The 22,161-nt window shown below is 34.0% G+C and carries 25 protein-coding genes; all 25 read right to left on the reverse strand.

Annotated elements, in window-relative coordinates; genetic code table 11:
- Positions 1-107 precede the first annotated feature (107 nt).
- The 25 genes from atpE to RAH41_RS13120 all read right to left on the reverse strand — a co-directional run bounded on the left by atpE (position 108) and on the right by RAH41_RS13120 (position 21,981).
- Positions 108-323, reverse strand: coding sequence for a F0F1 ATP synthase subunit C (atpE, locus tag RAH41_RS13000; RefSeq protein ID WP_025568599.1), 216 nt, complete (start codon positions 321-323; stop codon positions 108-110).
- 80 nt (positions 324-403) lie between these two features.
- On the reverse strand, positions 404-1,075 hold the full coding sequence (gene atpB, locus RAH41_RS13005) for a F0F1 ATP synthase subunit A (protein ID WP_419471603.1): 672 nt from the start codon (positions 1,073-1,075) through the stop codon (positions 404-406).
- 64 nt (positions 1,076-1,139) lie between these two features.
- Positions 1,140-1,520, reverse strand: a complete 381-nt coding sequence (locus RAH41_RS13010) for an ATP synthase subunit I (RefSeq protein WP_025568597.1) — start codon at positions 1,518-1,520, stop codon at positions 1,140-1,142.
- Positions 1,521-1,524: 4 nt separating this feature from the next.
- The gene (locus RAH41_RS13015) at positions 1,525-1,749 is read right to left on the reverse strand and encodes an AtpZ/AtpI family protein (protein WP_025568596.1); all 225 of its coding nucleotides are present in this window, start codon (positions 1,747-1,749) and stop codon (positions 1,525-1,527) included.
- Between the two features lie 262 nt (positions 1,750-2,011).
- Positions 2,012-4,216, reverse strand: coding sequence for a S8 family serine peptidase (locus RAH41_RS13020; protein WP_331222941.1), 2,205 nt, complete (start codon positions 4,214-4,216; stop codon positions 2,012-2,014).
- A gap of 174 nt (positions 4,217-4,390) precedes the next feature.
- Positions 4,391-5,023, reverse strand: coding sequence for an AmiS/UreI family transporter (locus RAH41_RS13025; RefSeq protein ID WP_331222943.1), 633 nt, complete (start codon positions 5,021-5,023; stop codon positions 4,391-4,393).
- A 113-nt stretch (positions 5,024-5,136) separates the two neighbouring features.
- A complete protein-coding gene (locus RAH41_RS13030) occupies positions 5,137-6,321 on the reverse strand; it encodes a NupC/NupG family nucleoside CNT transporter (RefSeq protein ID WP_331222944.1) in 1,185 nt (394 codons plus the stop codon).
- Positions 6,322-6,440: 119 nt separating this feature from the next.
- On the reverse strand, positions 6,441-6,845 hold the full coding sequence (locus tag RAH41_RS13035) for a cytidine deaminase (protein ID WP_331222945.1): 405 nt from the start codon (positions 6,843-6,845) through the stop codon (positions 6,441-6,443).
- A 139-nt stretch (positions 6,846-6,984) separates the two neighbouring features.
- Positions 6,985-7,650 carry a deoxyribose-phosphate aldolase gene (gene deoC / locus RAH41_RS13040; protein ID WP_331222947.1) on the reverse strand — a complete coding sequence of 222 codons (666 nt, stop codon included), beginning with the start codon at positions 7,648-7,650 and terminating at the stop codon, positions 6,985-6,987.
- A 307-nt stretch (positions 7,651-7,957) separates the two neighbouring features.
- Positions 7,958-8,899, reverse strand: coding sequence for a sugar-binding transcriptional regulator (locus tag RAH41_RS13045; protein WP_331222949.1), 942 nt, complete (start codon positions 8,897-8,899; stop codon positions 7,958-7,960).
- A gap of 232 nt (positions 8,900-9,131) precedes the next feature.
- Positions 9,132-9,761, reverse strand: coding sequence for a uracil phosphoribosyltransferase (gene upp / locus RAH41_RS13050; RefSeq protein WP_098233756.1), 630 nt, complete (start codon positions 9,759-9,761; stop codon positions 9,132-9,134).
- Positions 9,762-10,038: 277 nt separating this feature from the next.
- Positions 10,039-10,557, reverse strand: a complete 519-nt coding sequence (locus tag RAH41_RS13055) for a DoxX family protein (protein WP_331222950.1) — start codon at positions 10,555-10,557, stop codon at positions 10,039-10,041.
- Between the two features lie 215 nt (positions 10,558-10,772).
- On the reverse strand, positions 10,773-12,014 hold the full coding sequence (gene glyA, locus RAH41_RS13060; protein ID WP_331222951.1) for a serine hydroxymethyltransferase: 1,242 nt from the start codon (positions 12,012-12,014) through the stop codon (positions 10,773-10,775).
- A gap of 168 nt (positions 12,015-12,182) precedes the next feature.
- Positions 12,183-12,749, reverse strand: coding sequence for a TIGR01440 family protein (locus RAH41_RS13065; protein ID WP_331222952.1), 567 nt, complete (start codon positions 12,747-12,749; stop codon positions 12,183-12,185).
- Positions 12,750-12,854: 105 nt separating this feature from the next.
- Positions 12,855-13,304, reverse strand: coding sequence for a ribose 5-phosphate isomerase B (rpiB, locus tag RAH41_RS13070; protein ID WP_331222953.1), 450 nt, complete (start codon positions 13,302-13,304; stop codon positions 12,855-12,857).
- A 127-nt stretch (positions 13,305-13,431) separates the two neighbouring features.
- Positions 13,432-13,869 carry a low molecular weight protein arginine phosphatase gene (locus RAH41_RS13075; RefSeq protein ID WP_331222955.1) on the reverse strand — a complete coding sequence of 146 codons (438 nt, stop codon included), beginning with the start codon at positions 13,867-13,869 and terminating at the stop codon, positions 13,432-13,434.
- A gap of 122 nt (positions 13,870-13,991) precedes the next feature.
- Positions 13,992-14,549: a manganese efflux pump MntP family protein gene (locus RAH41_RS13080; protein WP_331222957.1), complete on the reverse strand. Its 558-nt coding sequence runs from the start codon at positions 14,547-14,549 to the stop codon at positions 13,992-13,994.
- Positions 14,550-14,665: 116 nt separating this feature from the next.
- Positions 14,666-15,712: an L-threonylcarbamoyladenylate synthase gene (locus RAH41_RS13085; protein WP_331222959.1), complete on the reverse strand. Its 1,047-nt coding sequence runs from the start codon at positions 15,710-15,712 to the stop codon at positions 14,666-14,668.
- Positions 15,713-15,818: 106 nt separating this feature from the next.
- On the reverse strand, positions 15,819-16,277 hold the full coding sequence (locus RAH41_RS13090) for a hypothetical protein (protein WP_331222961.1): 459 nt from the start codon (positions 16,275-16,277) through the stop codon (positions 15,819-15,821).
- A gap of 62 nt (positions 16,278-16,339) precedes the next feature.
- A complete protein-coding gene (spoIIR, locus tag RAH41_RS13095; RefSeq protein ID WP_419471600.1) occupies positions 16,340-17,146 on the reverse strand; it encodes a stage II sporulation protein R in 807 nt (268 codons plus the stop codon).
- Between the two features lie 182 nt (positions 17,147-17,328).
- Positions 17,329-18,186 carry an ATP-grasp domain-containing protein gene (locus RAH41_RS13100; RefSeq protein ID WP_331222963.1) on the reverse strand — a complete coding sequence of 286 codons (858 nt, stop codon included), beginning with the start codon at positions 18,184-18,186 and terminating at the stop codon, positions 17,329-17,331.
- The gene (locus tag RAH41_RS13105) at positions 18,183-19,088 is read right to left on the reverse strand and encodes a RimK family alpha-L-glutamate ligase (RefSeq protein ID WP_331222964.1); all 906 of its coding nucleotides are present in this window, start codon (positions 19,086-19,088) and stop codon (positions 18,183-18,185) included. Before RAH41_RS13105 ends, RAH41_RS13100 begins: the two co-directional genes overlap by 4 nt.
- 135 nt (positions 19,089-19,223) lie before the next feature.
- Complete coding sequence (gene prmC, locus RAH41_RS13110) at positions 19,224-20,084, reverse strand: peptide chain release factor N(5)-glutamine methyltransferase (protein WP_331222966.1); 861 nt, start codon at positions 20,082-20,084, stop codon at positions 19,224-19,226.
- A complete protein-coding gene (prfA, locus tag RAH41_RS13115) occupies positions 20,084-21,151 on the reverse strand; it encodes a peptide chain release factor 1 (RefSeq protein WP_025671037.1) in 1,068 nt (355 codons plus the stop codon). Before prfA ends, prmC begins: the two co-directional genes overlap by 1 nt.
- 215 nt (positions 21,152-21,366) lie before the next feature.
- Positions 21,367-21,981 carry a thymidine kinase gene (locus RAH41_RS13120; protein WP_331222967.1) on the reverse strand — a complete coding sequence of 205 codons (615 nt, stop codon included), beginning with the start codon at positions 21,979-21,981 and terminating at the stop codon, positions 21,367-21,369.
- Positions 21,982-22,161 lie beyond the last annotated feature (180 nt).

A 22,161-nucleotide genomic window follows, 5' to 3' on the forward strand; every position in this document is an offset into this window, starting at 1 on the left:
CTTAGCTTTACTTTCAAAATCAATCTTTACAACAAAAGTGTCATAAAGGAATGGCGAAGTAAATGTGAACACAAACTTCGCCATTTTTTAAACTTCTTGTATAAATCTTAAGCTTTACCAAATGCCATGAATGCGATAACTACCGCGATGATTGGAAGTGCCTCAACTAATGCAACCCCGATGAACATTAAAGTTTGAAGAGTTGAACGTAATTCTGGTTGACGAGCAACACCTTCTACTGTACGTGATACAATTAAACCGTTACCAATACCTGCACCTAGTGCACCTAAACCTATTGCGATTGCCGCTGCGATTAAAGCCATTTTAAATTTCCTCCTTCTTAATCATAAGAAATATATTTTTTTTTATAATTTTTATCTAACTACCAATTTTAATGAGCAGATTAATGCTCGTCTGCCACTTTATGTGACAAGTAAACCATTGTTAACATTACGAAGATAAACGCTTGGATTGAACCAACGAATACAGAGAATCCCTGCCATACGATCATTGGTATTGCCGCTGCAATTGTCCAAAGAACGCCTTCTCCTGCGCTTGTTGCATAAGCATGTGTACCCATTGTTGCAAGTAAACCTAGTAAGATTTCCCCCGCGTAAATATTACCGTAAAGTCGAAGTCCTAGCGTTAATGTGTTTGCTAATTCCTCAATAATTTTTAATGGGAATAAGAATGGCATTGGTTGGAAGAATGTTTTACCATACGCTCCAAAACCGCGCATCTTAATACCATAATAATGTGATAAACCAACTATAAAGATTGCTAATGATAAAGTAATGACTGGGTCTGATGTAGGTGATTTCCAAACTGAGTTTCCATCGAATGAGATATCAAATGGTAGACCTAACATATTTGAAACAAATATGTACATAAGTAATGTCACACCTAATGTAAGGAAGCGACCACCAGTTTCCCAATCCATTGTACTGTTGATAATGCCTTTAACGAAATCTATAACCCACTCTAAAAAGTTTTGCTTTCCTGTCGGGCGTAATTGTAGACTTCTTGCGCATGTAACTGCGATGATAAAGACGATTACTGCAGCAATGGTAGTCATTAGAACATTTGTTAACGTAAAATCTAAACCAATAAATTTAAAACCATAAGTGCCGTGTTCCAATTTATTCACCTCTCTTCCTTGCAAAAGACGTTTGTTGTAATGCAAAATGTATCATAATGACAAGATGTCCTGTCATTAGTCCCGCGGTTAGTGCCGGTATGCTCACAAAATTTTCATACCGAAGCGCGATGACCATAGCTAGAGCCACCGCTGAAAGACAAATTACAGTACCTAAAGATCGAACTTTTTGTTGCTTTAAAACTCGGTCAAAGAAGGTATTTATCTTTCTGTGAAGAATCCATATACAATAAAAGCTAGTTACTGTTCCGAGAATATAGCCTGTGAATATTGTTTTATAGTCAGTAAATGCCCAACCTAAAACTGCTAAAGCAATGATATACAACATATCTCGTGTGAATCGTCTAAAATTATCTTTTTGCATGTAACTAGTCCCCTGGTGTGAATTGCTTAACTAATTTAAGCGTGCCGTAGATTCCAGTAAATAATCCTAACAGTAAAAAGATGATCATAAATACCGGTACTGGCCAATTAAAAAATGAATCAATCCATCTTCCTAAAAAGATGCCTATGAGAATAGAACCGACAAGCTGAGCTAGAATGGAAGACATGAGTGCCATTGCTTTAAGAGGATGTTGATTGTTGTTTTTCATACAAAATCCCTCCATGTCAATTTTCATTCTCAAAAAAATTGCCAAAAGTCTTATCATGGTTAATTCTACAACAAATATTTGTTAAAATCTCTAAACATTGTAAACGTTCACAAATTGTTCACAAAACGTTCAAAAAATTTTAATAACATAGTATTTACATACATTGAAAACCCTTTTAAACATTCATGTTAAGCATACAATATGTTACAAAAATGTGTCAATTACCTAAATTAAAAAACTATTAAAAATCACTTACCAATTTTTAGTCTTCAACATAAATTTTAGCGACATTGACGTAAGATTCCGATGCACTTTCATATTGTTTACGTTTATAAAAGATCACAAACTTATAAATTCCACTTTTAGGAAAGTCTTTTAAAACTAGTTCTTTTTTGATAATTCCTCTTTTGCTATTCTCCTGTTCATCAATTACACCTAACAAACGAAATGTTTCTGATTCAAAAACAGCAATTTTGTATTCCTCAACCTTACTTGGTAAATAGAGTTCATATTTATAGCGATTTTTACCTTTTACTCTTCCAAAGTGAAATCCCATTACTGACGGAAAATTCGGTTCTCCTTGTAGTAATAAAAACGGCATTCTTAGATGTTCATCTTCATTTGTACTGAACGTTATTGCCCCATCATAAAATCCATCTCTTAATATTTTTGTATCAACTGTTGCAGTAAGATTAATCTTTTTGCTAGTGTGCGCTGGAATTGTAAAAGGCTTTGGTAATACCCATTGTATTCCAGTGGCTGGCTGATTATTTATAGCCGTAACTTGTTTTGGCATATTTGATTTATTAGATACTCTTACAATAAAATCTTTCTTTATTTGTAAATCTGTTTTTCTTGTTACTCCTAAAGATAAAGACGTCGGGAATAATGTTATCTCAGTCTCTAGTGCTTTTTCAATATCTAATCTTCCAGCACCTTGTTCGTACGCATGATACATCTTTTTATTATTCTTATATAATGGTGTTGCTGTATTGACTAGCACACTTTTTAAATCATCCATACTCCAATCTGGATGCAATTGTTTTACCAAAGCAGCCGCTCCGGCAACGTGTGGACTTGCCATACTCGTCCCTTGAAGTGCTAAATATCCACCCGGAATTGTACTTTTTATTTTTACACCTGGAGCTAATAAATCCGGCTTCATTTGCCAAGTACCTGTTACTGGCCCTCTAGAGCTGAAATCCGCTAGAATATCAACCTTCTTTTCATGTCCAGTTTTAGCTTCTACTTTATTTTTTTCAATGATTTTCTTAATCATTAAGCCTTCTTTTCTTGATATAGTTGCAGCTGGAACAGTAAATTTCCCTTTAATTTGTCCGGTGAAATTTCCATCAATATTATTAAAGACAATAACAGCTTTAGCTCCAGCATCTTGAGCATTTTTTACTTTATCAGTGAATGTGATTTTTCCCCTTTCAAGCAAGACAATTTTGTCTTTTACTCTTTTTAAATCACGCTTTTCACCATATTTCTTAAATACAAATCGTCCATTTAAACCTTTACCCCATTTAGCAGATCCGATCATAGGACTAATAATAGTCTCTTTATTTTTCACATGTATAGATGGGAAAAGTACAGGAGGATAGCTCGCACCCACTGTTAAAGCCTTTGATGCTGTTGCGGGAGAACCGACAGTCCAAAGTCCTGGTCCAGAGTTTCCTGCAGCCGTAATTGCAAGTACCCCCTTCTCTACTGCCTTATCTAACGCAATACTTGTCGGCCAGTCTGGTCCATTGACATCATTACCTAGTGATAAATTAATAATATCTACTTTATCCTTCACTGCTCTCTCAATTGCAGCCATAACAGTTTCAGATGTCCCAACGCCACCAGGACCAAGAGCACGGTATGCATAGATTGTTGCCTTAGGGGCAACTCCTTTTCTTTTTCCATTAGCCGCTATTACTCCAGCTACATGGGTACCATGAAATGTACTTTTTTCTTCAAGTTTAGTTTCCATTGGGTCTTTATCTAAATCAATCGTATCGTAACCGCCACCATAATTTGATTTCAAATCAGGATGTCTGTAATCAACACCAGTATCGATTACTCCTACCTTAACTCCTTCGCCAGTAATTTTTCTTCCCCTTTGATCTTTATATAGTTGAGCTTCGTCCGCTCCAATAAAAGGGATACTGTCTTCTAAATGAGCTCTATAAGTTGTAACAAAATGCATATCGTTTACTAACGGCATTTTAGCTAACTGTGATAACTCTTCAAGAGAACCCGATACTGAAAAACCATAATACGTCTCAGTGTATTGTTGTCTTACGGTTACATTTGGGAAGCGTTCACCAATGTATTTTATGGCCTGTGTAATCATTCCATCTTTAACCGAAATTAAAGCCACTTGTTTTTGTTGCTCATGTGCATTTACGTATACATCTTTAAATGGAAATAGTAAAAAAACTAGACAAATAATTATTTTAAGAAAGTAATTTTTCATTCAGTGCAGGTTCTCCTTTATATAAGATATTTTCTTTTTAGCTTTCTCACTAATCGTTCATTCATGTATAAAAAGGTAATTTTCTCTAGAACCTACAAAGTTTTCAAAATAAAAAAAAGACTAACTCTAGGTAAGCAATAAGCTTCCTAAAAAGTTAGTCTTTTTTTCTAATCATTAATTTTTTAATTCAGGTCGATTAAACAACTGGAATTTTTTATTTGTTACAAACGCCTTAACCTCATGGATGACAAAATATACTATTGCTGCTCCTAAAACGACGATCCATGCATTTGAAATTACTGTCTCCTGCCATATCCCTAAAAGCATAAAAAATGCAGGAAGAGTAATTGTAGTCCATGACTGAATCATTGCAACGATTCCCGTATATCGTTCTATTTTCTTACCTAAAACTAGGCCTGCAAAGAAAAGATACCATAAATATGCCCACATAACCCATAATAGTCCATCTACAACATCATGAACAATAGCGAAGTTCACGAAAGCCCAAAGTACAGACATGATAGATACCCAAAGTGAGAACCAGCCTAAGCCTGTTCCATTAAAACCTTTAAGATTTGTAAATCCATTATATAAATAAGTAATACCAAAGAAGAAAATACTTGCTGTATTAAATAATTCCCACTTACCAGCACCTAAATGCATTAATAAGTAGATAGGAAAAACGATTTGTAATGTACCAACAAATAAGTTTAATAATGCTGCACTTTTAGCATTCGCTTTATTTAATAAAACCAGACTATTTAAAAACAGAGTTGCACCAGATAATAGTAAACCTACAGCTCCCATAGTGACTTGTTAAAAAGAAAATTGTTAAAAATTCACTTTTTAACCCAACCCTCCTACTTTAAGATTAGAAAAAAAATACAAGCGCCTGATCTAAGTCAAACGCTTGGATTAAATTATTTTAAAACGATCCCTACGATAATTGCCGTTAAAACACTTACTAATGTTGCACCAAATAATAATTTTAAACCGAAACGAGCGACAACATTTCCTTGTTTCTCATGTAATCCTTTAACCGCACCCGCAATAATACCAATTGAAGAGAAGTTAGCAAATGATACAAGGAATACTGATACAATTCCTAACGTACGAGCTGAGAAATCTTTACCTTGTTTTGCTAAATCCATCATTGCAACAAACTCATTTGAAACAAGTTTTGTTGCCATAATACTACCTGCGTCAACCGCTTCTTTAAATGGTACACCCATAATGAATGCGAATGGAGCGAATACATAACCTAAAATCCCTTGGAATGAGATTCCAAAAATCATATCAAAAATATTATTGATTCCACCAATTAATGCAACAAATCCAATTAACATTGCTGCTACGATGATTGCTACTTTAAAACCATCTAAGATATACTCACCAAGCATCTCGAAGAATGTTTGTTTTTCTTCTTCTTGTACTGTTAAGATATCTTCTTCAGCTGAAACAGTGTACGGATTAATGATTGATGAAATAATAAAACCACCAAATAAGTTTAAGACAATTGCTGTTACTACATATTTTGGTTCAACCATTGTCATATATGCACCTACGATAGACATAGATACTGTTGACATTGCTGATGCACAAAGTGTATATAAACGATTTTTTGGTAAATGACCTAATTGTTTTTTTACTGAAATAAATACTTCAGATTGTCCTAAAATTGCAGATGCTACCGCATTGTATGACTCTAATTTACCCATACCATTGATTTTACTTAAGATTAACCCGATGTATTTAATAACAAACGGTAAAATTTTTGTATATTGTAGAATACCAATTAAAGCAGAAATAAATACGATTGGTAATAATACACCTGTGAAGAAAGGAAATGCACCTTCATTTGCCATTCCGCCAAATACGAAATTAACTCCTTCAGCAGCATATTCTAATAACTTTCCAAATCCGTTAGAAATTCCTTTAATTAATACTAAACCAACTTCTGTATTTAATAATAAGAATGCTAATAGGATTTGAATAACAACCATAATTATTACTGGACGGTATTTAATGTTTTTGCGATCACTACTAGCAATATAAGCAAGACCGAAAACAACTAGTAGTCCAATAAGAGCAATAATATATTTCATGTTTCTCCCCCGAAAATCCAATAAATTTTTTATTTAATATATAAGCGCTTTCAAAACAGACACAACTTTTCATTTGTTGGATGTCAGACATCATATAGAAGTTAGATGTCAGACAAGGATTAACCTTGTAAATCTTTTGAACTAAATGATCCAGGAAGTAATTCTTTAACAGTTGTTTCAGCGATGTCACCTTTTAAGTTAGTTAAGTATACTTTTGTATTTTCATCACTAAATTCTGCGATAACTTGTCTACATGCACCGCATGGTGAAACCGGTCCTTCAGTGTCTCCTACTATTGCGATTGATTCAATCTTTGCTGAACCATTACCCGCAGCGACCGCACTAAATATAGCAGTTCTTTCTGCACAATTTGTTAGTCCATAAGAAGCATTTTCAACGTTACAACCTGTGTAGACTGTTTGGTTATTTAATAAAATTGCTGCACCTACTTTAAATTTCGAGTAAGGAGCGTATGCGTTTTCACGAGCCTTTAGGGCTTCGTTGATTAATGATTGTGTATTCATATTTATCACCCTTTAACGAATTGTTAGGTAATTCTTTATTAAAGTGTGTGAGTTTTGTCTTCGCTTTACCATATTACCAACGTAAGAGCCAAAGAGCAATAACTCACTCACTTTTTTTTATTTTAAAATTATTTTGAAATTAATAAGCTGTGTTTGCTTCTTCACCTTGAACAATTTTAACACCTGAACTTGTACCAATACGGTTTGCACCAGCAGCTACTACATTTTCTACGTCTTTTAAGTTACGAACACCACCCGAAGCCTTAACACCTACGTTTTCTCCAACAGTTTTACGCATTAATGTAACGTCTTCTACAGTTGCTCCACCAGTTGAGAATCCTGTTGATGTTTTTACAAAGTCTGCACCAGCTTTAACTGATAATTCACATGCTCTAACTTTTTCTTCATCAGTTAAAAGACAAGTCTCAATAATTACTTTAACTAAAGCTTTACCTTTAGCAGCTTCAACAACTGCTCGTATATCTCTTTCAACTAATTCGTCATTTTTTTCTTTTAACGCAGAAATATTGATAACCATATCAACTTCCTGAGCACCATTTTCAATTGCGTTTGAAGTTTCGAACGCTTTTACTTCAGGAGTGTTTGCTCCTAGAGGGAAACCAATTACAGTACAAACCTTGACAGAAGAATCTTTTAATAATTCACTTGCATAAGAAACCCAAGTAGGATTAATACAAACTGATGCAAAGCTAAACTCTTTTGCTTCTTCAGCTAATTTTGCAATTTCTTCTCTTTTTGCGTCAGCTCGTAATAATGTGTGATCTACTAATTTTGCGTAATTCATATATAGTCGCTCCCTTAATGGTTTTATGATAAAAATTTTATTTACTAAGTTACTTTGAATATGTCTTTACTATAACATCGCTATGAAATTTTGTAAAACACAATTTGAACTTATGTTCAAGGATATTTTTTCCTATTACACAAAAAAAAGGCTATCTTATAAGTCAGGTTAAGTGACACAAAAGACGGCTCTTTTTAATTGTAAAATTATCTGTTTTTAATGGTACCTACTATTTGAGACACCCTCGTTTTAAAATCTGACTAGTAGGGAGCTTGACATAGGAAAGGATCAGAGTCTTAAAATTACTTTACCCCTGCTCTAATAATCTTTTTGCTGTAAATTGATCGGTTATTAGTATGTTTGCATATTTACCCATTAAGGCACCGTGAATAGCGTTTATTTTTCTTTCTCCACCTGCAACTAAAATTGACTTTTCTTTGCTTCTAAGTTCATCTAACTCAATTCCAATCGTGCGTCGATTAAGTAGTTCAGAATAAATATTTCCTTCTTTATCAAAAAAGCGGGAGCAAATATCTCCTACAGCATATGTTTGTAAATCCATTTCTTCCTTCTCGTTTAAATAGCCAACTCTAAATAACAAAGCATCTTTTTTAACCGTTCCTACAGTAAAAATTGCTACATTTGATTGTTTTCCCAAATCGATTAGTCGTCCTATATGACGATCTTCCTCGACCATTTGTTTTACTTGTGGATTATCAAATATAACTGGTAGTGGTAAATATCTTGGAACGGTGTTAAATGCTTTTGCAAACAAATTTACTGTTTCTGATGCATAAGTATTCGTTTTAGAGTAACTTACTCCACCGTTTAGTTGAATTACTTCTACACCCTTTACTTGTTTATTGCTTAACTTCGTTGCAATATGATACATCGTTGTTCCCCAAGTTACTCCTACAACGTCACCATCATGGACTAAATCTACTAACACATCCGCAGCTTTTTTAGTTATTGTTTGCAAAACTTCGTTGTAGTCATCAATTGGTGAATAGCAAACCTCAACAGATTGTAAATTATATTTCTTCTTTAACTCACGGGCTAAATCTTGATTGCCTTCTAGGGGGTCAATAATTTCAATGCGTACATATCCCAATTCCTTAGCTTGTTGAAGTAATCTAGATACAGTTGGACGAGAGATTCCTAATTGTGTTGCGATCTCTTGTTGACTAAAGTCAGAATCATAGTATAGTCTTGCTGCATCTATTATTAACCTTTGTTTTTCGAGTGACATTTCCTAATCCCCTTTAACTTCCCAATCCTTATTTCACGTTCAAATTTTTAATGTATTATACCCCTTTTGATTTAAAGAAAACTCGTCGACTGACGAGCCTTTTAGGCGAAAACAGAGACATAGTGTACTTATACTTAATTTCGACTACGTCGAGTAAGCTGCCTAGCTGCCAACTTAATCATTTTAATGTGAAAAAAAGCTCTCCTATGCTAGGAAAGCTTTTAAAATGTCATTACTTTGTACCAAATAAACGATCTCCAGCGTCGCCAAGACCAGGGACAATATAACCATGATCGTTTAATTTTTCATCAAGGGCAGCTATGTAAATATCCACATCTGGGTGTGCTTTTTGTAAAACTTCAACACCTTCTGGAGCTGCAATTAAGCACATAAACTTAATATTTTTAGCACCTCGTGTTTTTAAAGAGTTGATCGCTTCAACTGCTGATCCACCTGTCGCAAGCATTGGATCAATCACAATAAAGTCACGCTCTTCTACATCCGTAGGAAGTTTAACATAATATTCAACCGGTTTTAAAGTCTCAGGATCACGGTATAATCCAACATGGCCAACTTTAGCTGCAGGAACTAATTGAAGGAAGCCATCAACCATTCCTAATCCTGCACGTAAAATTGGTACAATGCCTAATTTTTTACCAGCAATAACTTTCGCCTTTGCAGTAGCTACTGGTGTTTGGATTTCCACTTCTTGTAATGGAAGATCGCGTGTGATTTCAAATGCCATTAAGCCCGCAACCTCATCTACTAGTGCTCGAAATTCTTTTGTTCCAGTGTCTTTTCTACGAATTAAAGAAACTTTATGCTGAATTAACGGATGATCAAAAACGTATACTTTACTCACTTTTATCGCTCCTTGCAAATACTTAGTAATTTATTATTCTTAAAAAGAATACCGAAAGCGGTTAAATAATTCAAGCCACATCATACAATCGCTTAGTATAAATTTAGATCTTTTTTACAATAAACTTCAATATTTCCTTTTTTTACTAATCTTATTGTTATTTTGACCCACTTTGAATAAAAAAACTCCTCTTCCTTATTCTTTAAAGTCAGAGAAGTTTTTATGAACACGCAAAGAAAGAACCAGTTGGTGTTGGTTCCCTCTTTGGTGTATAAAGTTAAGATGCTTTACTTAAATTATGATCTGATATTTTTTTAGTGAAAGATGTTTTTCGATTAATAAACTTGCTAATATAATGATCTAATCCGATACGTCCTGCATTTGAACCCGCAATGATAATAAAGATTCCTAATAAAACCATTTGTGGATTAGTGCTAGTTGTACCACTAAACATAAATGCGAAATTCATCATTAAACCAAAGAACATTGCTGTTTTTGTAAAACAACCAAGAATAAGTCCAAGCCCGATTGCAAATTCTCCAATAGGTACTAAAAAATTAAATAAATCGATGTTTGGTATTGCAAAGTGTGTAAGGAAATCTGCCCACCAACCTTGAACTGCTGGATGTTCTCCTGAGGCACTTTTAACTGCAAATCCTAAAAATCCTGAAGCATCGAATCCGCCAGCTGATAACTTACCCCAACCTGCATGGATCCACTCATAACCTAAGTAAAGACGAATAATAGTTAAGAAACCAGATGCAATTTTATTAGTTCTTAAAAAATTAATAAACATAATTTTTTGCCTCCGTTTGGATAATTTTTAATTGCTGTTTACATGAGTTATTGTACCTCATTTCAAATGATTAATGTGAAGTTTTTCACATGTTTAAATGAACTTTTTGTGAACTTTATCACAAACCTTTTAAAAACTAAAGCTATCTTTAGTATTACTGCACCTTCAATTTTGAAAATACAGTTCTAAAGATAGCTTAAGTTATACTTTATTTATTAAAATGTAGGATATAATTCGTATTTGCTAGATAAAGCATTAACTCGATTACGAGATGCTTCTAGTACTTCTTGATTTTCGTGGTTTTTTAATGTTTCCGCAATGATTGATGCAATTTCATCCATATCTTCTAGAGTAAACCCTCTTGAAGTTACTGCAGCAGTACCGATACGGATACCACTTGTTACAAATGGACTTGCTGGATCAAATGGAATTGTGTTTTTATTACATGTAATACCAATCTCATCTAATACATGCTCAGCAACTTTACCAGTTAATTCTAATGAACGAACATCAATTAAAATTAAGTGATTATCCGTACCACCAGATACTAAGTTTAAGCCGTGAGATTTTAAGCCCTCTGCTAAACGAGCAGCGTTATCGATGATCGATTGTGCATACTTTTTAAAATCTTCTTGTAGTGCTTCACCAAATGCTACAGCTTTTGCTGCAATTACATGCATTAATGGTCCACCTTGGATTCCAGGGAAGATTGATTTATCAATTGCTTTTGCGAATTCTTCTTTACATAAAATCATACCACCGCGTGGTCCACGTAATGTTTTATGAGTAGTTGTTGTAACAAAATCAGCATATGGAACTGGATTTTGATGAAGACCTGTTGCTACTAAACCAGCAATATGTGCCATATCAACCATTAAGTAAGCTCCAACTTCATCTGCAATTTCTCTGAATTTTTTAAAGTCAATTGCTCTTGGATAAGCACTTGCACCAGCTACGATTAATTTAGGCTTATGTGCTTTAGCTTTTTCTAATACATCTTCATAGTTAATTACTTGAGTTTCAGGATCTACTCCATACTCAACGAAGTTATATTGTACCCCACTGAAGTTTACTGGGCTTCCGTGAGTTAAATGACCACCATGTGATAAATTCATACCTAATACTGTATCACCATGTTTTAAAATAGTGAAGTAAACTGCCATATTTGCTTGAGCACCTGAATGAGGTTGAACATTTACGTGTTCTGCTCCGAATATTTCTTTTGCACGGTCTCTTGCAATGTTTTCTGTAATATCAACATATTCACAACCGCCATAGTATCGTTTGCTTGGATATCCTTCAGCATATTTATTAGTTAATACTGAACCTTGGGCTTCCATTACTGCTTCGCTTACAAAGTTTTCAGAAGCAATTAACTCGATTTTAGTACGTTGTCTACCTAACTCTAACTGTATTGCCTCATACAATGATGGATCTTGCTTTTTTAAATTTTCCACAGTTATATCCCCCTTTTTATAAAACACGAACATTACTAGTATAAATTTATTTTATCATTCGATAAATCGACCGAATTCGTTTCTATTTTACCATGTTTTACATAGAAAATGAAAGATATATCTTTCAAAAAACTAACATTTAACGATTCTATTATAATATAAAGCGTTTTATTTCACGTCTTCATCCATAGAGTAAACCGCACGAGCTCCACCAATCAGCTTTGGACGAGTTTTTGCCGCCGTTATATGAGCTTGTCCAACTTGTTTAACACTTGTTCTTAAAGGAACCGCCACGTGCTTTAAATGCATACCGATTAAAGTATCGCCAATATCAATCCCTGCATCCGCTTTAATATGTTCAACAATTACAGCATCATCTAATTGTCTGAATGCGAATGAAGCAAGTGCTCCTCCTGCGGTACGAACTGGTATCACTGTTACCTCATCAAGTTGTAAACTTTTTGCCGTCTTTCTTTGAACAACTAATGCTCTGTTCAAATGTTCACAGCATTGAAATGCTAATTGTACTCCAGTTTCATCTTGAAAAGCCTTAATCTCATTAAATAAAACTTCCGCTACTTCTATTGTTCCTGAAGTTCCGATTCTTTGTCCACTAACCTCACTAGTGCTACATCCAATCACTAAAACATGGTCACTAGTAAAACTTACATGATCATTTAGCTCGTTTAATAATGTTTTTATTTGACTAGCTACTAGCCTTAACTCTTCATTCATTTTTTTTTACTCCTGCCGTAGAAAAATTTTTAAAATTTTACTCATTATTAAAAAAGCCGATAATCTTCACATTATGTTTTGGATTAACGGCTTCTCGTTTAGGTTTTATAATTGATGATTTTTTTCGTAGTTTTTAATTTTGTTTACTCGATTTTCATGTCGACCGCCTTCAAACTCAGTCGTTAACCATATTTTTGCAATGTCTCTTGCCAAACCAGGTCCGATTACTCGTTCCCCCATAGCTAGAATATTCGTATCATTATGTTCACGAGTTGCTTTTGCACTGAAAGTATCATGTACTAATGCACATCGAATTCCTTCAACTTTATTTGCGGCAATTGACATACCAATTCCTGTACCACAAATTAATATTCCACGGTCTACTTCTCCATTAGCAACTTTTTGTGCTACTGGGAATGCATAATCTGGGTAGTCTACAGATGTACCACACTCACAACCATAATCTTCGTATTCAATACCCATTTCATCCATTAAGTTCATGATTTCTTGACGAATATTTAATCCACCATGATCAGATGCTATTGCTACTTTCATTAGATAACCCCCGTATTGATCTCTTTGACTCAATTTTCTTTTTTATTGAATGAACTTCAATTTCTATCTTACACTATTATGTTCAGATTTAGGGTATCTAATTAACATCCAATCACTAATTAAATTTTTATTCCTTTTGATCCTGTACAATCTGTTTTACCAACTCTTCTAATTCACTCAACGTATTTTCATAAGTTGTTAATGACCCTCCATAAGGGTCAGAAATATCTTTAGCTTGACCGTTTATATATTCATAAAATGTAAAGATTTTATCCTTATATTGAGGAAACTTAGAAACTAACATTTGTTTATGGCTCAATGTCATTGATAAGACTTTCGAGGACCATTCCAAAAGATCTTCACTTATTTGCTGCGAGGAATGATTTGTTTCGATTCCTTTATTTTTTAAAGCCAATATTGCATTTTGAGAAGCAGGATCGCCCGACATTGCAAATACCCCAGCAGACTTGACCTGATAGAGCTCATTACCATGATGTCTTAATAGTGCTTCTGCCATTGGACTTCTACATGTATTCCCGGTACAAACAAATAATATATTCTCCATCTTAATACCTCACCCTCATTTATCTGAACGTTTTATTTAATCTATTTTACTAAAAAATAAAAGGATGGGGCAATTGTCTCCAATTTTCTCCATCCTTAGCTTTTAATCACCATATGTATTATTTAAGAAAAAAATAATAGTTTGATTCCGAAAATCAATAGGAATGAACCACCTAATAATTCTCCAAATTTACCGAGTTCTTGTTCTACTCTTCTTCCTAAAAGTAAACCAGCCCAAGTTAAAATTGTACTAATAATACCAAATAGTAAAATTGTTAGCCATGTTTTAGCACCGAATGTTCCTAAGCTAATTCCAACTGAAAAGCTATCCACACTTACACTAAATGCAAAAAGAAGTAAACCTACTCCTGTCGGTGAATATTTATTTTCCTCTTTACCAAATAAAGTTGAATAAATCATGTGAAAGCCGATTCCCATTAATAAAAATCCGCCTAGTAATACAGCAAATCGTCCTAGATTCTCTGATAACTCATATCCAATGACCATTCCCAATAAAGGCATTATTACATGAAATAGTCCGATTACAATGCCAATATTAATGATCTGTTTAAATTTTAGTTGTATAACTCCCATTCCTAACCCAACTGAGAATGCATCTAAACCTAGCGCAGATCCCATAATTGTTAATGTAATCAGTTCATTGATTAATGAGCTACTCATGCTTTCCCCCCTAGGACTTGCTATTAAAAGATATGCACGTCCTACAAATGATATGAGGGAAATTAATAAAATTTAATTTTAAATTTTTAGGCAAGGACTTATTACTAAATTTTCGTTCAACACTCTGAAATCACAGAATGTCCACAAGCTTTCCACAGACGATTCATAATGGCAATTCCAATACCTTCATAAGGGAAGGTTTCGCAATAAATGATATCAACATGTACTTCATTAAATTTGCGAATACAATCATATAGTGCTGCAGCTACGGTTGATAAATCACTACGTTTTCCACTTGTAAGAACAACATCTGCTTCATCATATTTCGTAGCATTTTCTTCCGTTGTCAATATCCCTACTCTTTTACCCTCTGTTTTGGAATTGTGTATAAGTTTGTGCATAAACTCAATACTTCCATTTACAAGATGCATTTGAGCATCTGGTGCATAATGTTTATACTTCATCCCCGGTGATTTTGGTGCTTCATTTTCCTTCATTGTTGCTGGATCTACTTCAACAGTTGGAATTATTTCTTTAATCATTTCTGGCGTAATACTACCTGGCCTTAATATTGTAAAAATATCTTGGGAACAGTCAATAACTGTTGATTCAACTCCGACTCCTGTACTACCACCATCTACAATTCCTACAATTCGTCCATTTAAATCTTCAAAAACATGCTTAGCAGAAGTTGGACTAGGCTTACCTGAAGTATTTGCACTTGGTGCTGCTATTGGTAAATTACAAGCTTCAATTAACGCTAAAGCAACTGGATGATCAGGCATTCTTATTCCCACAGTGGATAAACCTGCAGTCACATATTTTGAAACATTTTTTTTACTTTTTAAAATTAACGTTAATGGTCCTGGCCAAAAAGCATCCATCAGTTTTTTTGCATCTAAGGGGATTTCTTCAACTAATTGATCTAACTGTTCTTTGTTGGCAATATGTACAATTAGGGGATTATCACTTGGTCTACCTTTTGCTTGAAAGATTCGTTGAACCGCTTCATCTGAAAGCGCATTTGCCCCTAACCCATAAACAGTTTCTGTTGGGAAAGCAACAACTTGTCCTAACTGTAAATTTTTTGCTGCATCCACAATCTGTGGGTAAACTTCTTCTTTATTCACAGGATTATCCACATACCATATTTTCGTTTCCATACGTAGCACCTCTCTCTAGAGTGAATAATAGTGTATATTTTACAAATTTAGACATTATCCAAAGAATGAAAAGCAAGTTTTATCCACAAATTGTGGACAAAACTTGCTAATTTGTGGATAACTTTGTGTATAGTTCTTTTTGATAAACTAATACTTCTTCATTCGTAATAGTAGTTTGGTAATGCTTCATCTCTTTAATACTGTTCGAAACATTTTCCTGTTCGACTTGCCCAAAACCTAGTAAAAGGAATAAGTCTTGTACTACATGCTGTCTTGTTAATAAATATACTTTACTAATCATTTCTTCTTTTAGTTTTTCAAGAACACTTTGTAAAAAGAGTACCATATGCTGTGAGTAAATGGTAGGTGCAACTACTAGTGATCTTAATAACGCTTCTTCTCCATCTTGTTCATATCCTATTACAGCTTGCGCTTTCCCAAACTCATCTTCCATTATGAAAAAAGATTCTTGTTGCTCCTCAAGTCCGTTTGTAGATAATCCTGCTTGTCCCAAGAATGAAAAAATTGTTTCAAAATCTTCCTGAATCGCTGAACGTATTTTCATAAAAAAAACCTCCCTAGTATGTATGCTTGTAATACTTTATGCACATAGGGAGTTTGCTAGAACTAAAATAATTGCTTTAACATTTGTACAAAGAAGCTCTCTACCTTAATATCTTCTTTTGGTTCATCACCAGGAAGAGTAGAAGCTACAACTGCATCTTCACTGCTTTTGACCTTCGCATCATTCTGTAAAGCTGATTCATTGTTTTCTTTTGTTGCAATAGTAGAATCATCATTGCTTAAACGTAATGCTTCCTGTTTTTTAAACTCTCTTTTTGGTTCATTTTCGATTTTTGTTTCATGATCAACCTTTTGTTGGGATTGTAATGACTCTTTACTTAAAGTTGCATCACCGTTTGAAAAATCTAGGAAACATAATGGTGGGAACAATACACACCACCAGTTTGCCCCTTGACCTGCACCAAGTTTAATTAAAACCGCTTCGTAATCACCAGCAGGATATAAGAAACTACCATATAATTTTGTAGGAAACTTAACTTTTTTAGAGTAAGTAATTGTAAATGATTGATTTGAGCCTTCTTCTTTAATAACACGTGCAACTGTTTTTTGTAAGTCCGGAATATGACTTTTTATAACTTTTTGCCCCTCTTCAAAAGTTGTTAAATCTTTTACCCAAGTATTAATTTGAGCATTAACTTCATCCCTAACTTTACGTTTAAGTGCTTGATCTTCACTAGAATCACTATTTGCTAGAATTCTTAATCGTACAGCTTTCTTAGGTATTACGACCATTTCATTACCTTTTGCATTCGTATCTCGAAGTGGCATTAACACTGATGAACTAATCAATAATATGATAAATAAAGAAATAATTTTATATGTTATTTTTGTTTTATTTTTAGTTTTCATTCTCTCCACCATCCCTCTAGGAACAGTGTAGACAATTAGATTATTTCTTAAACACTAGTATTCTATTTTTTTTAATCGTTTCTTTAAAAGATTAGATAATAAACGATGACTTCCTATTCAAGTTACCCGTTTTGCAGACGTTGAGCACCTAGTAGTATAAATGTCTGTCCTAACTTTTTTCTCTAGCAGTCTATCTGCTTTTTAATATAATCCATATATAACGAAACAATATCTATGTCTGATACCGTATATAACGTTCTACTTCCTACTACGTCTTCAATTTCATTTAGGATCAGTTGGTTGTTTGCATCGAACATGAAGTCTATGCCTACGAAGTCGAAATCAAAGTGATCTACTATTTTTTGAATAAGTCCTCTTTCACTTTTGGAAAGTTCGTAAAGCATTGCTCCTCCACCTAAAGAAAAGTTTGCTCGAAAGTCTTTTTCTGAATATCTTAAAACAGCTGCAACAATTTCTTTACCAATAATAAAAACTCTTAAGTCCTTACCTAATTGCTCTGCAACGTTTTGAATTAATAGTTGATCGAAACTTGAGTTCTGCACAATCTCCAGTAACTCTTCTTGGTTATTTATAAAATATACTTCACTTCCGCCCCTTCCTGTGCAATTCTTAAGCACACAAGGGAAATGAATTGTATCTAAGGATTTTGTAATTGTACTTTTTTTATAATAAAATGTGTCTAGCATTGGAATACCAAGACTAGAAAGCTTTTGATGTGTTAAAAACTTGTGATTGGCTATGAGTGAAGTCGCCTGGTTATTAAATGTTCTGATTCCCATTTCTTCAAAGTGGGAAGATAATATTTGTGATATAGTCCTCATAATTACAAAAGAGGGTTTGCATAGTTCTTTCCCTTGATAGTAAAGTATATTAACACGGTTTCGAATACCTATTACAATATCTTCTGCATATAGTAACTTTAATTCAAAACCATTTTCCAATGCTCCGTTTACTAACCAGTCAATATACGTTCTATTTCTTTCTGCATCTAATTCGGAATAGATTAGCCAACCAATCATACGTTTTTCTCCAAGTCCCAGATAATATAATCAATTATATACTTCGTTGTATCCACGTCTGTACATAGATAAATATTTTTGAAATGTGCGTTTGAGTTCACTTCGCATATATATGTTTTTCCATCTTCACCAAACAATAAGTCAATCCCTGCAAAATCGGCTCCCAATATTTCGGAGCATTTAAGTGCTAAATTAATTTGCTCTTCTGTCGGCTCATACTTATACATCTTTCCACCGTTTGTAACATTTGCACGAAAATCTGATTCTGATTTTCTTAACACTGCTGTTACTACTTGTTTACCTACTACTTGGATGCGAATATCCGTCCCTCTGCTTGATTCTATAAACTCTTGATAGATATGAGGTTTATGCTTTAGTTCGTCTACCTTCTTAAAAAAATCTTCTCTATTCTCAACCAAATAAACTTGTCTACCGAATGAACCGAATGATTCTTTTATGATTAATGGAAAGCCTAATTCCTGTATAACTTCATCGTAAAAATCATAGTTTCTTAGATCACAATTAGGGAACAATAGTGGAGCTGTAATTGTTTTTGGCATCGGTATATTAAAGTTAGATAATTCCTGAAAAGTTAAAGCCTTATCATCACAGACTTCAATCGTTTTCGCAGAATTATATAATTTAAACCCCATATTTTCCAAATGCCTTGCTAAATGAACATCCTTGTCCCAAAAAATTACAAAATCAGGTTTCTCATCCGCGTATTTTCCTTTTAAAATCGCTTCACCTTTCTCGATTACTGGGATTAATTCATAATGTTTAACTAATGAAACATCTATTCCTTTTGCGATGGCTGTATCTTGTAACCATTCGAAAAGTTCAGTAAATTTTGTAGCTGTAATATGACCATTAAATACGATCCAACCTTTAAACTTTTTCATGCTAATATCTTCTTTCGTTATGTTTTTGTTTTTCTTGATTGTAATTTTCCTCATCTTTTACAACTTTAACATAAAAAAAAGAATCGCAATACACGGACTTTTTCTAGTCAATATCATTACGATTCACTATTTAAATTAGCCATTTACCATATAAACCATACGGTCCTTGCCATTAATATCGAAAACAACTTCAACATTTGAATTCGGATAAGCTTTCCTTAAAATATCTGCAACCTGTTTGCCTTGATTGACACCTACTTCAAATGCAACCAGTGATTTTTCTTTTAATACTTTAGGTAAGTCCTTTGCAAAACGACGGTAAAAATCTAGTCCATCTTCGCCACCAACTAATGCACGGTATGGTTCGTGATTCTTAACTACTTCATCTAACCCCAGCCAATCCTCATGAGGTATATAAGGCGGATTTGATACAACAATATCAACTTTCTTGTTTTCTTCAATAAAGTAATTCAGTAAATCATTGTGTATAAAATGGACATTTGCCTGTAACTCTTGTGCATTCCGTTTAGCAACTTGGATTGATTCTTCTGCAATATCAACTGTATGAACTATTAATTGTTTATTTTCAAGCGCAAGTGAGATTGCAATCGCACCACTGCCTGTTCCAACATCTACTAGTTCAAGTTGTTCTGTATTTTTCCAATGCTTTTGGATACGATTCAGTACACCTTCCACTAACTCCTCTGTTTCTGGTCTAGGAATTAGTACTTCTTCATTAACGAAGAACTTTCGGCCATAAAAGTATTCATATCCTATTAAATATTGGATTGGTTGGCCATCTATGTGCTTATGAACCAATTCTTTAAACTGTATCCAATGATTCTCTTCTAAATCTTCTCTCATATTTAGCAATAATTCTGTTCGATTGTAGTCCAAAATATGTTTTAATACTATTTCACCCACATTTTCATCCCGACCGCGTTCTTGTAAAAAAGAAGAAGCCCATTTTAGGGCTTCATATATCTTTGTTGTCATTATTGACTTTGTTCCATTCGTTTTGCTTGATCATCCATAATTAATGCATTAATAATTTCGTCAATTTTACCCTCAACGATTTGATCAAGTTTTTGAATTGTTAATCCAATTCTGTGGTCAGTTACACGGTTTTGTGGGTAGTTATAAGTACGGATACGTTCAGAACGGTCTCCAGTACCTACAGCTTGCTTACGATTTTGATCGTATTCTGCTTGTACTTCTCTTTGGAATTTATCATAAACCCTTGCGCGAAGAACCTTCATCGCTTTTTCTTTATTCTTAATTTGTGATTTTTCATCCTGACATGATACAACAGTATTTGTTGGAATATGAGTTAAACGTACTGCAGACATCGTTGTGTTTACTGATTGACCACCAGGACCACTTGAAGCAAATGTATCTACACGAATATCTTTTTCATGAATTTCTATTTCAACTTCTTCAGCTTCTGGTAAAACTGCTACAGTTGCAGTTGAAGTATGAATTCGTCCACCTGATTCTGTTTCGGGAACACGTTGAACACGGTGTGCGCCATTTTCAAATTTTAGTTTTGAATATGCACCTTTACCATTTATCATAAAGATAACTTCTTTAAAGCCACCTAGCTCTGTATAATTACCTTCAATAATTTCTGTTTTCCATCCGTTAACCTCAGCAAAACGGCTGTACATACGATATAACGTAGCAGCAAATAATGCAGCTTCGTCTCCGCCCGCAGCACCACGAATCTCAACGATAACGTTTTTATCATCGTTAGGATCTTTTGGAATTAAAAGGATTTTTAAACGTTCTTCTAGATCTTTTGATTCGTTTTCCAAATCATTTAATTCTTCTTTAACCATTTCGCGCATATCAGCATCGAGTTTCTCTTCTAGCATAGCTTTTGCATCTTTAATTTGTTCTTTTACTGATTTGTATTGACGGTATACATCAACTGTTTCTTGTATGTCTGATTGCTCTTTTGAATATTCACGTAACTTTTTTGAATCATTTATAATTTCCGGGTCACTAAGTAAATCGTTTAATCTATCATAGCGATCCTCTACAGCTTGTAATCGATCAAACATAATTTTCACCTCGACATTTTCGTCTTAAATATATATCAAAAGAAGCGATTCTAAATCGCTTCTTTAATTCTAAATTCTAAGGTAAAAGTGCCTATAACACTTTTTCCACAATTACTTGTCCAGTTCCGAAATAATATTCCATTCAGAGCTGGGCAAGCTTACTCCACAATTCTTAGTATATGGTCTTAATAGCTAATTTTCAACCTACTGTCAAATTAATCGTTCTGGCTTTGAAGAGCTGGTTGAATTGTTTTCGTTGGTACCTCGTGACAGTGGCGACATCTTGGTTCGTACGATTCAGATGCACCTACTAAAATAATAGGGTCTTCAAATAAAGCTGGTTTACCATTTATTAATCTTTGCGTTCTACTTGCAGGTGATCCGCATGAAGCACAAACTGCGTTTAATTTCGTTACATGTTCTGCAATTGATAATATTTCAGGTACTTTCCCAAATGGTAATCCTCTAAAATCCTGGTCTAAACCTGCACAAATCACACGTTTACCAGCGTTAGCAAGTTGTTGAACTACAATAACTATTTCATCGTCAAAAAATTGAATCTCGTCAATTGCAACTACTTCAACTTCTTCTGTAACATATTTAAGAATATGTGATGAGTGTGTTACTGCATAAGCAGGTACTTTCATACCAGTGTGAGACACCACTTCTACTTCACTGTATCGATTATCAATTGATGGCTTGAATGTAACACAGCTTTGCTTAGCAAACTGCGTACGACGAACACGGCGAATTAGTTCCTCTGATTTACCAGAAAACATACTTCCGCAAATCATTTCAATCCACCCATTTTTTTTCATCATAAAGAACATTATGTGTCTCACCTTTCTATATCAGTACAAAGACTATTTTTATTTATTTTAAACGACGGTTAATTCATCATAATTTATAATTCGTGTAAGTATCTTGATTATTTATATAAAAATTCAATAAATTGAATTATACTTATATGTTATTTGACTATAAATGCGTAAAAAAAGCAGGCAAAGTAG

The sequence above is a fragment of the Gottfriedia acidiceleris genome (assembly GCF_036421055.1).
GTDB classification, from domain to species: Bacteria; Bacillota; Bacilli; order Bacillales; family Bacillaceae_G; genus Gottfriedia; species Gottfriedia acidiceleris_C.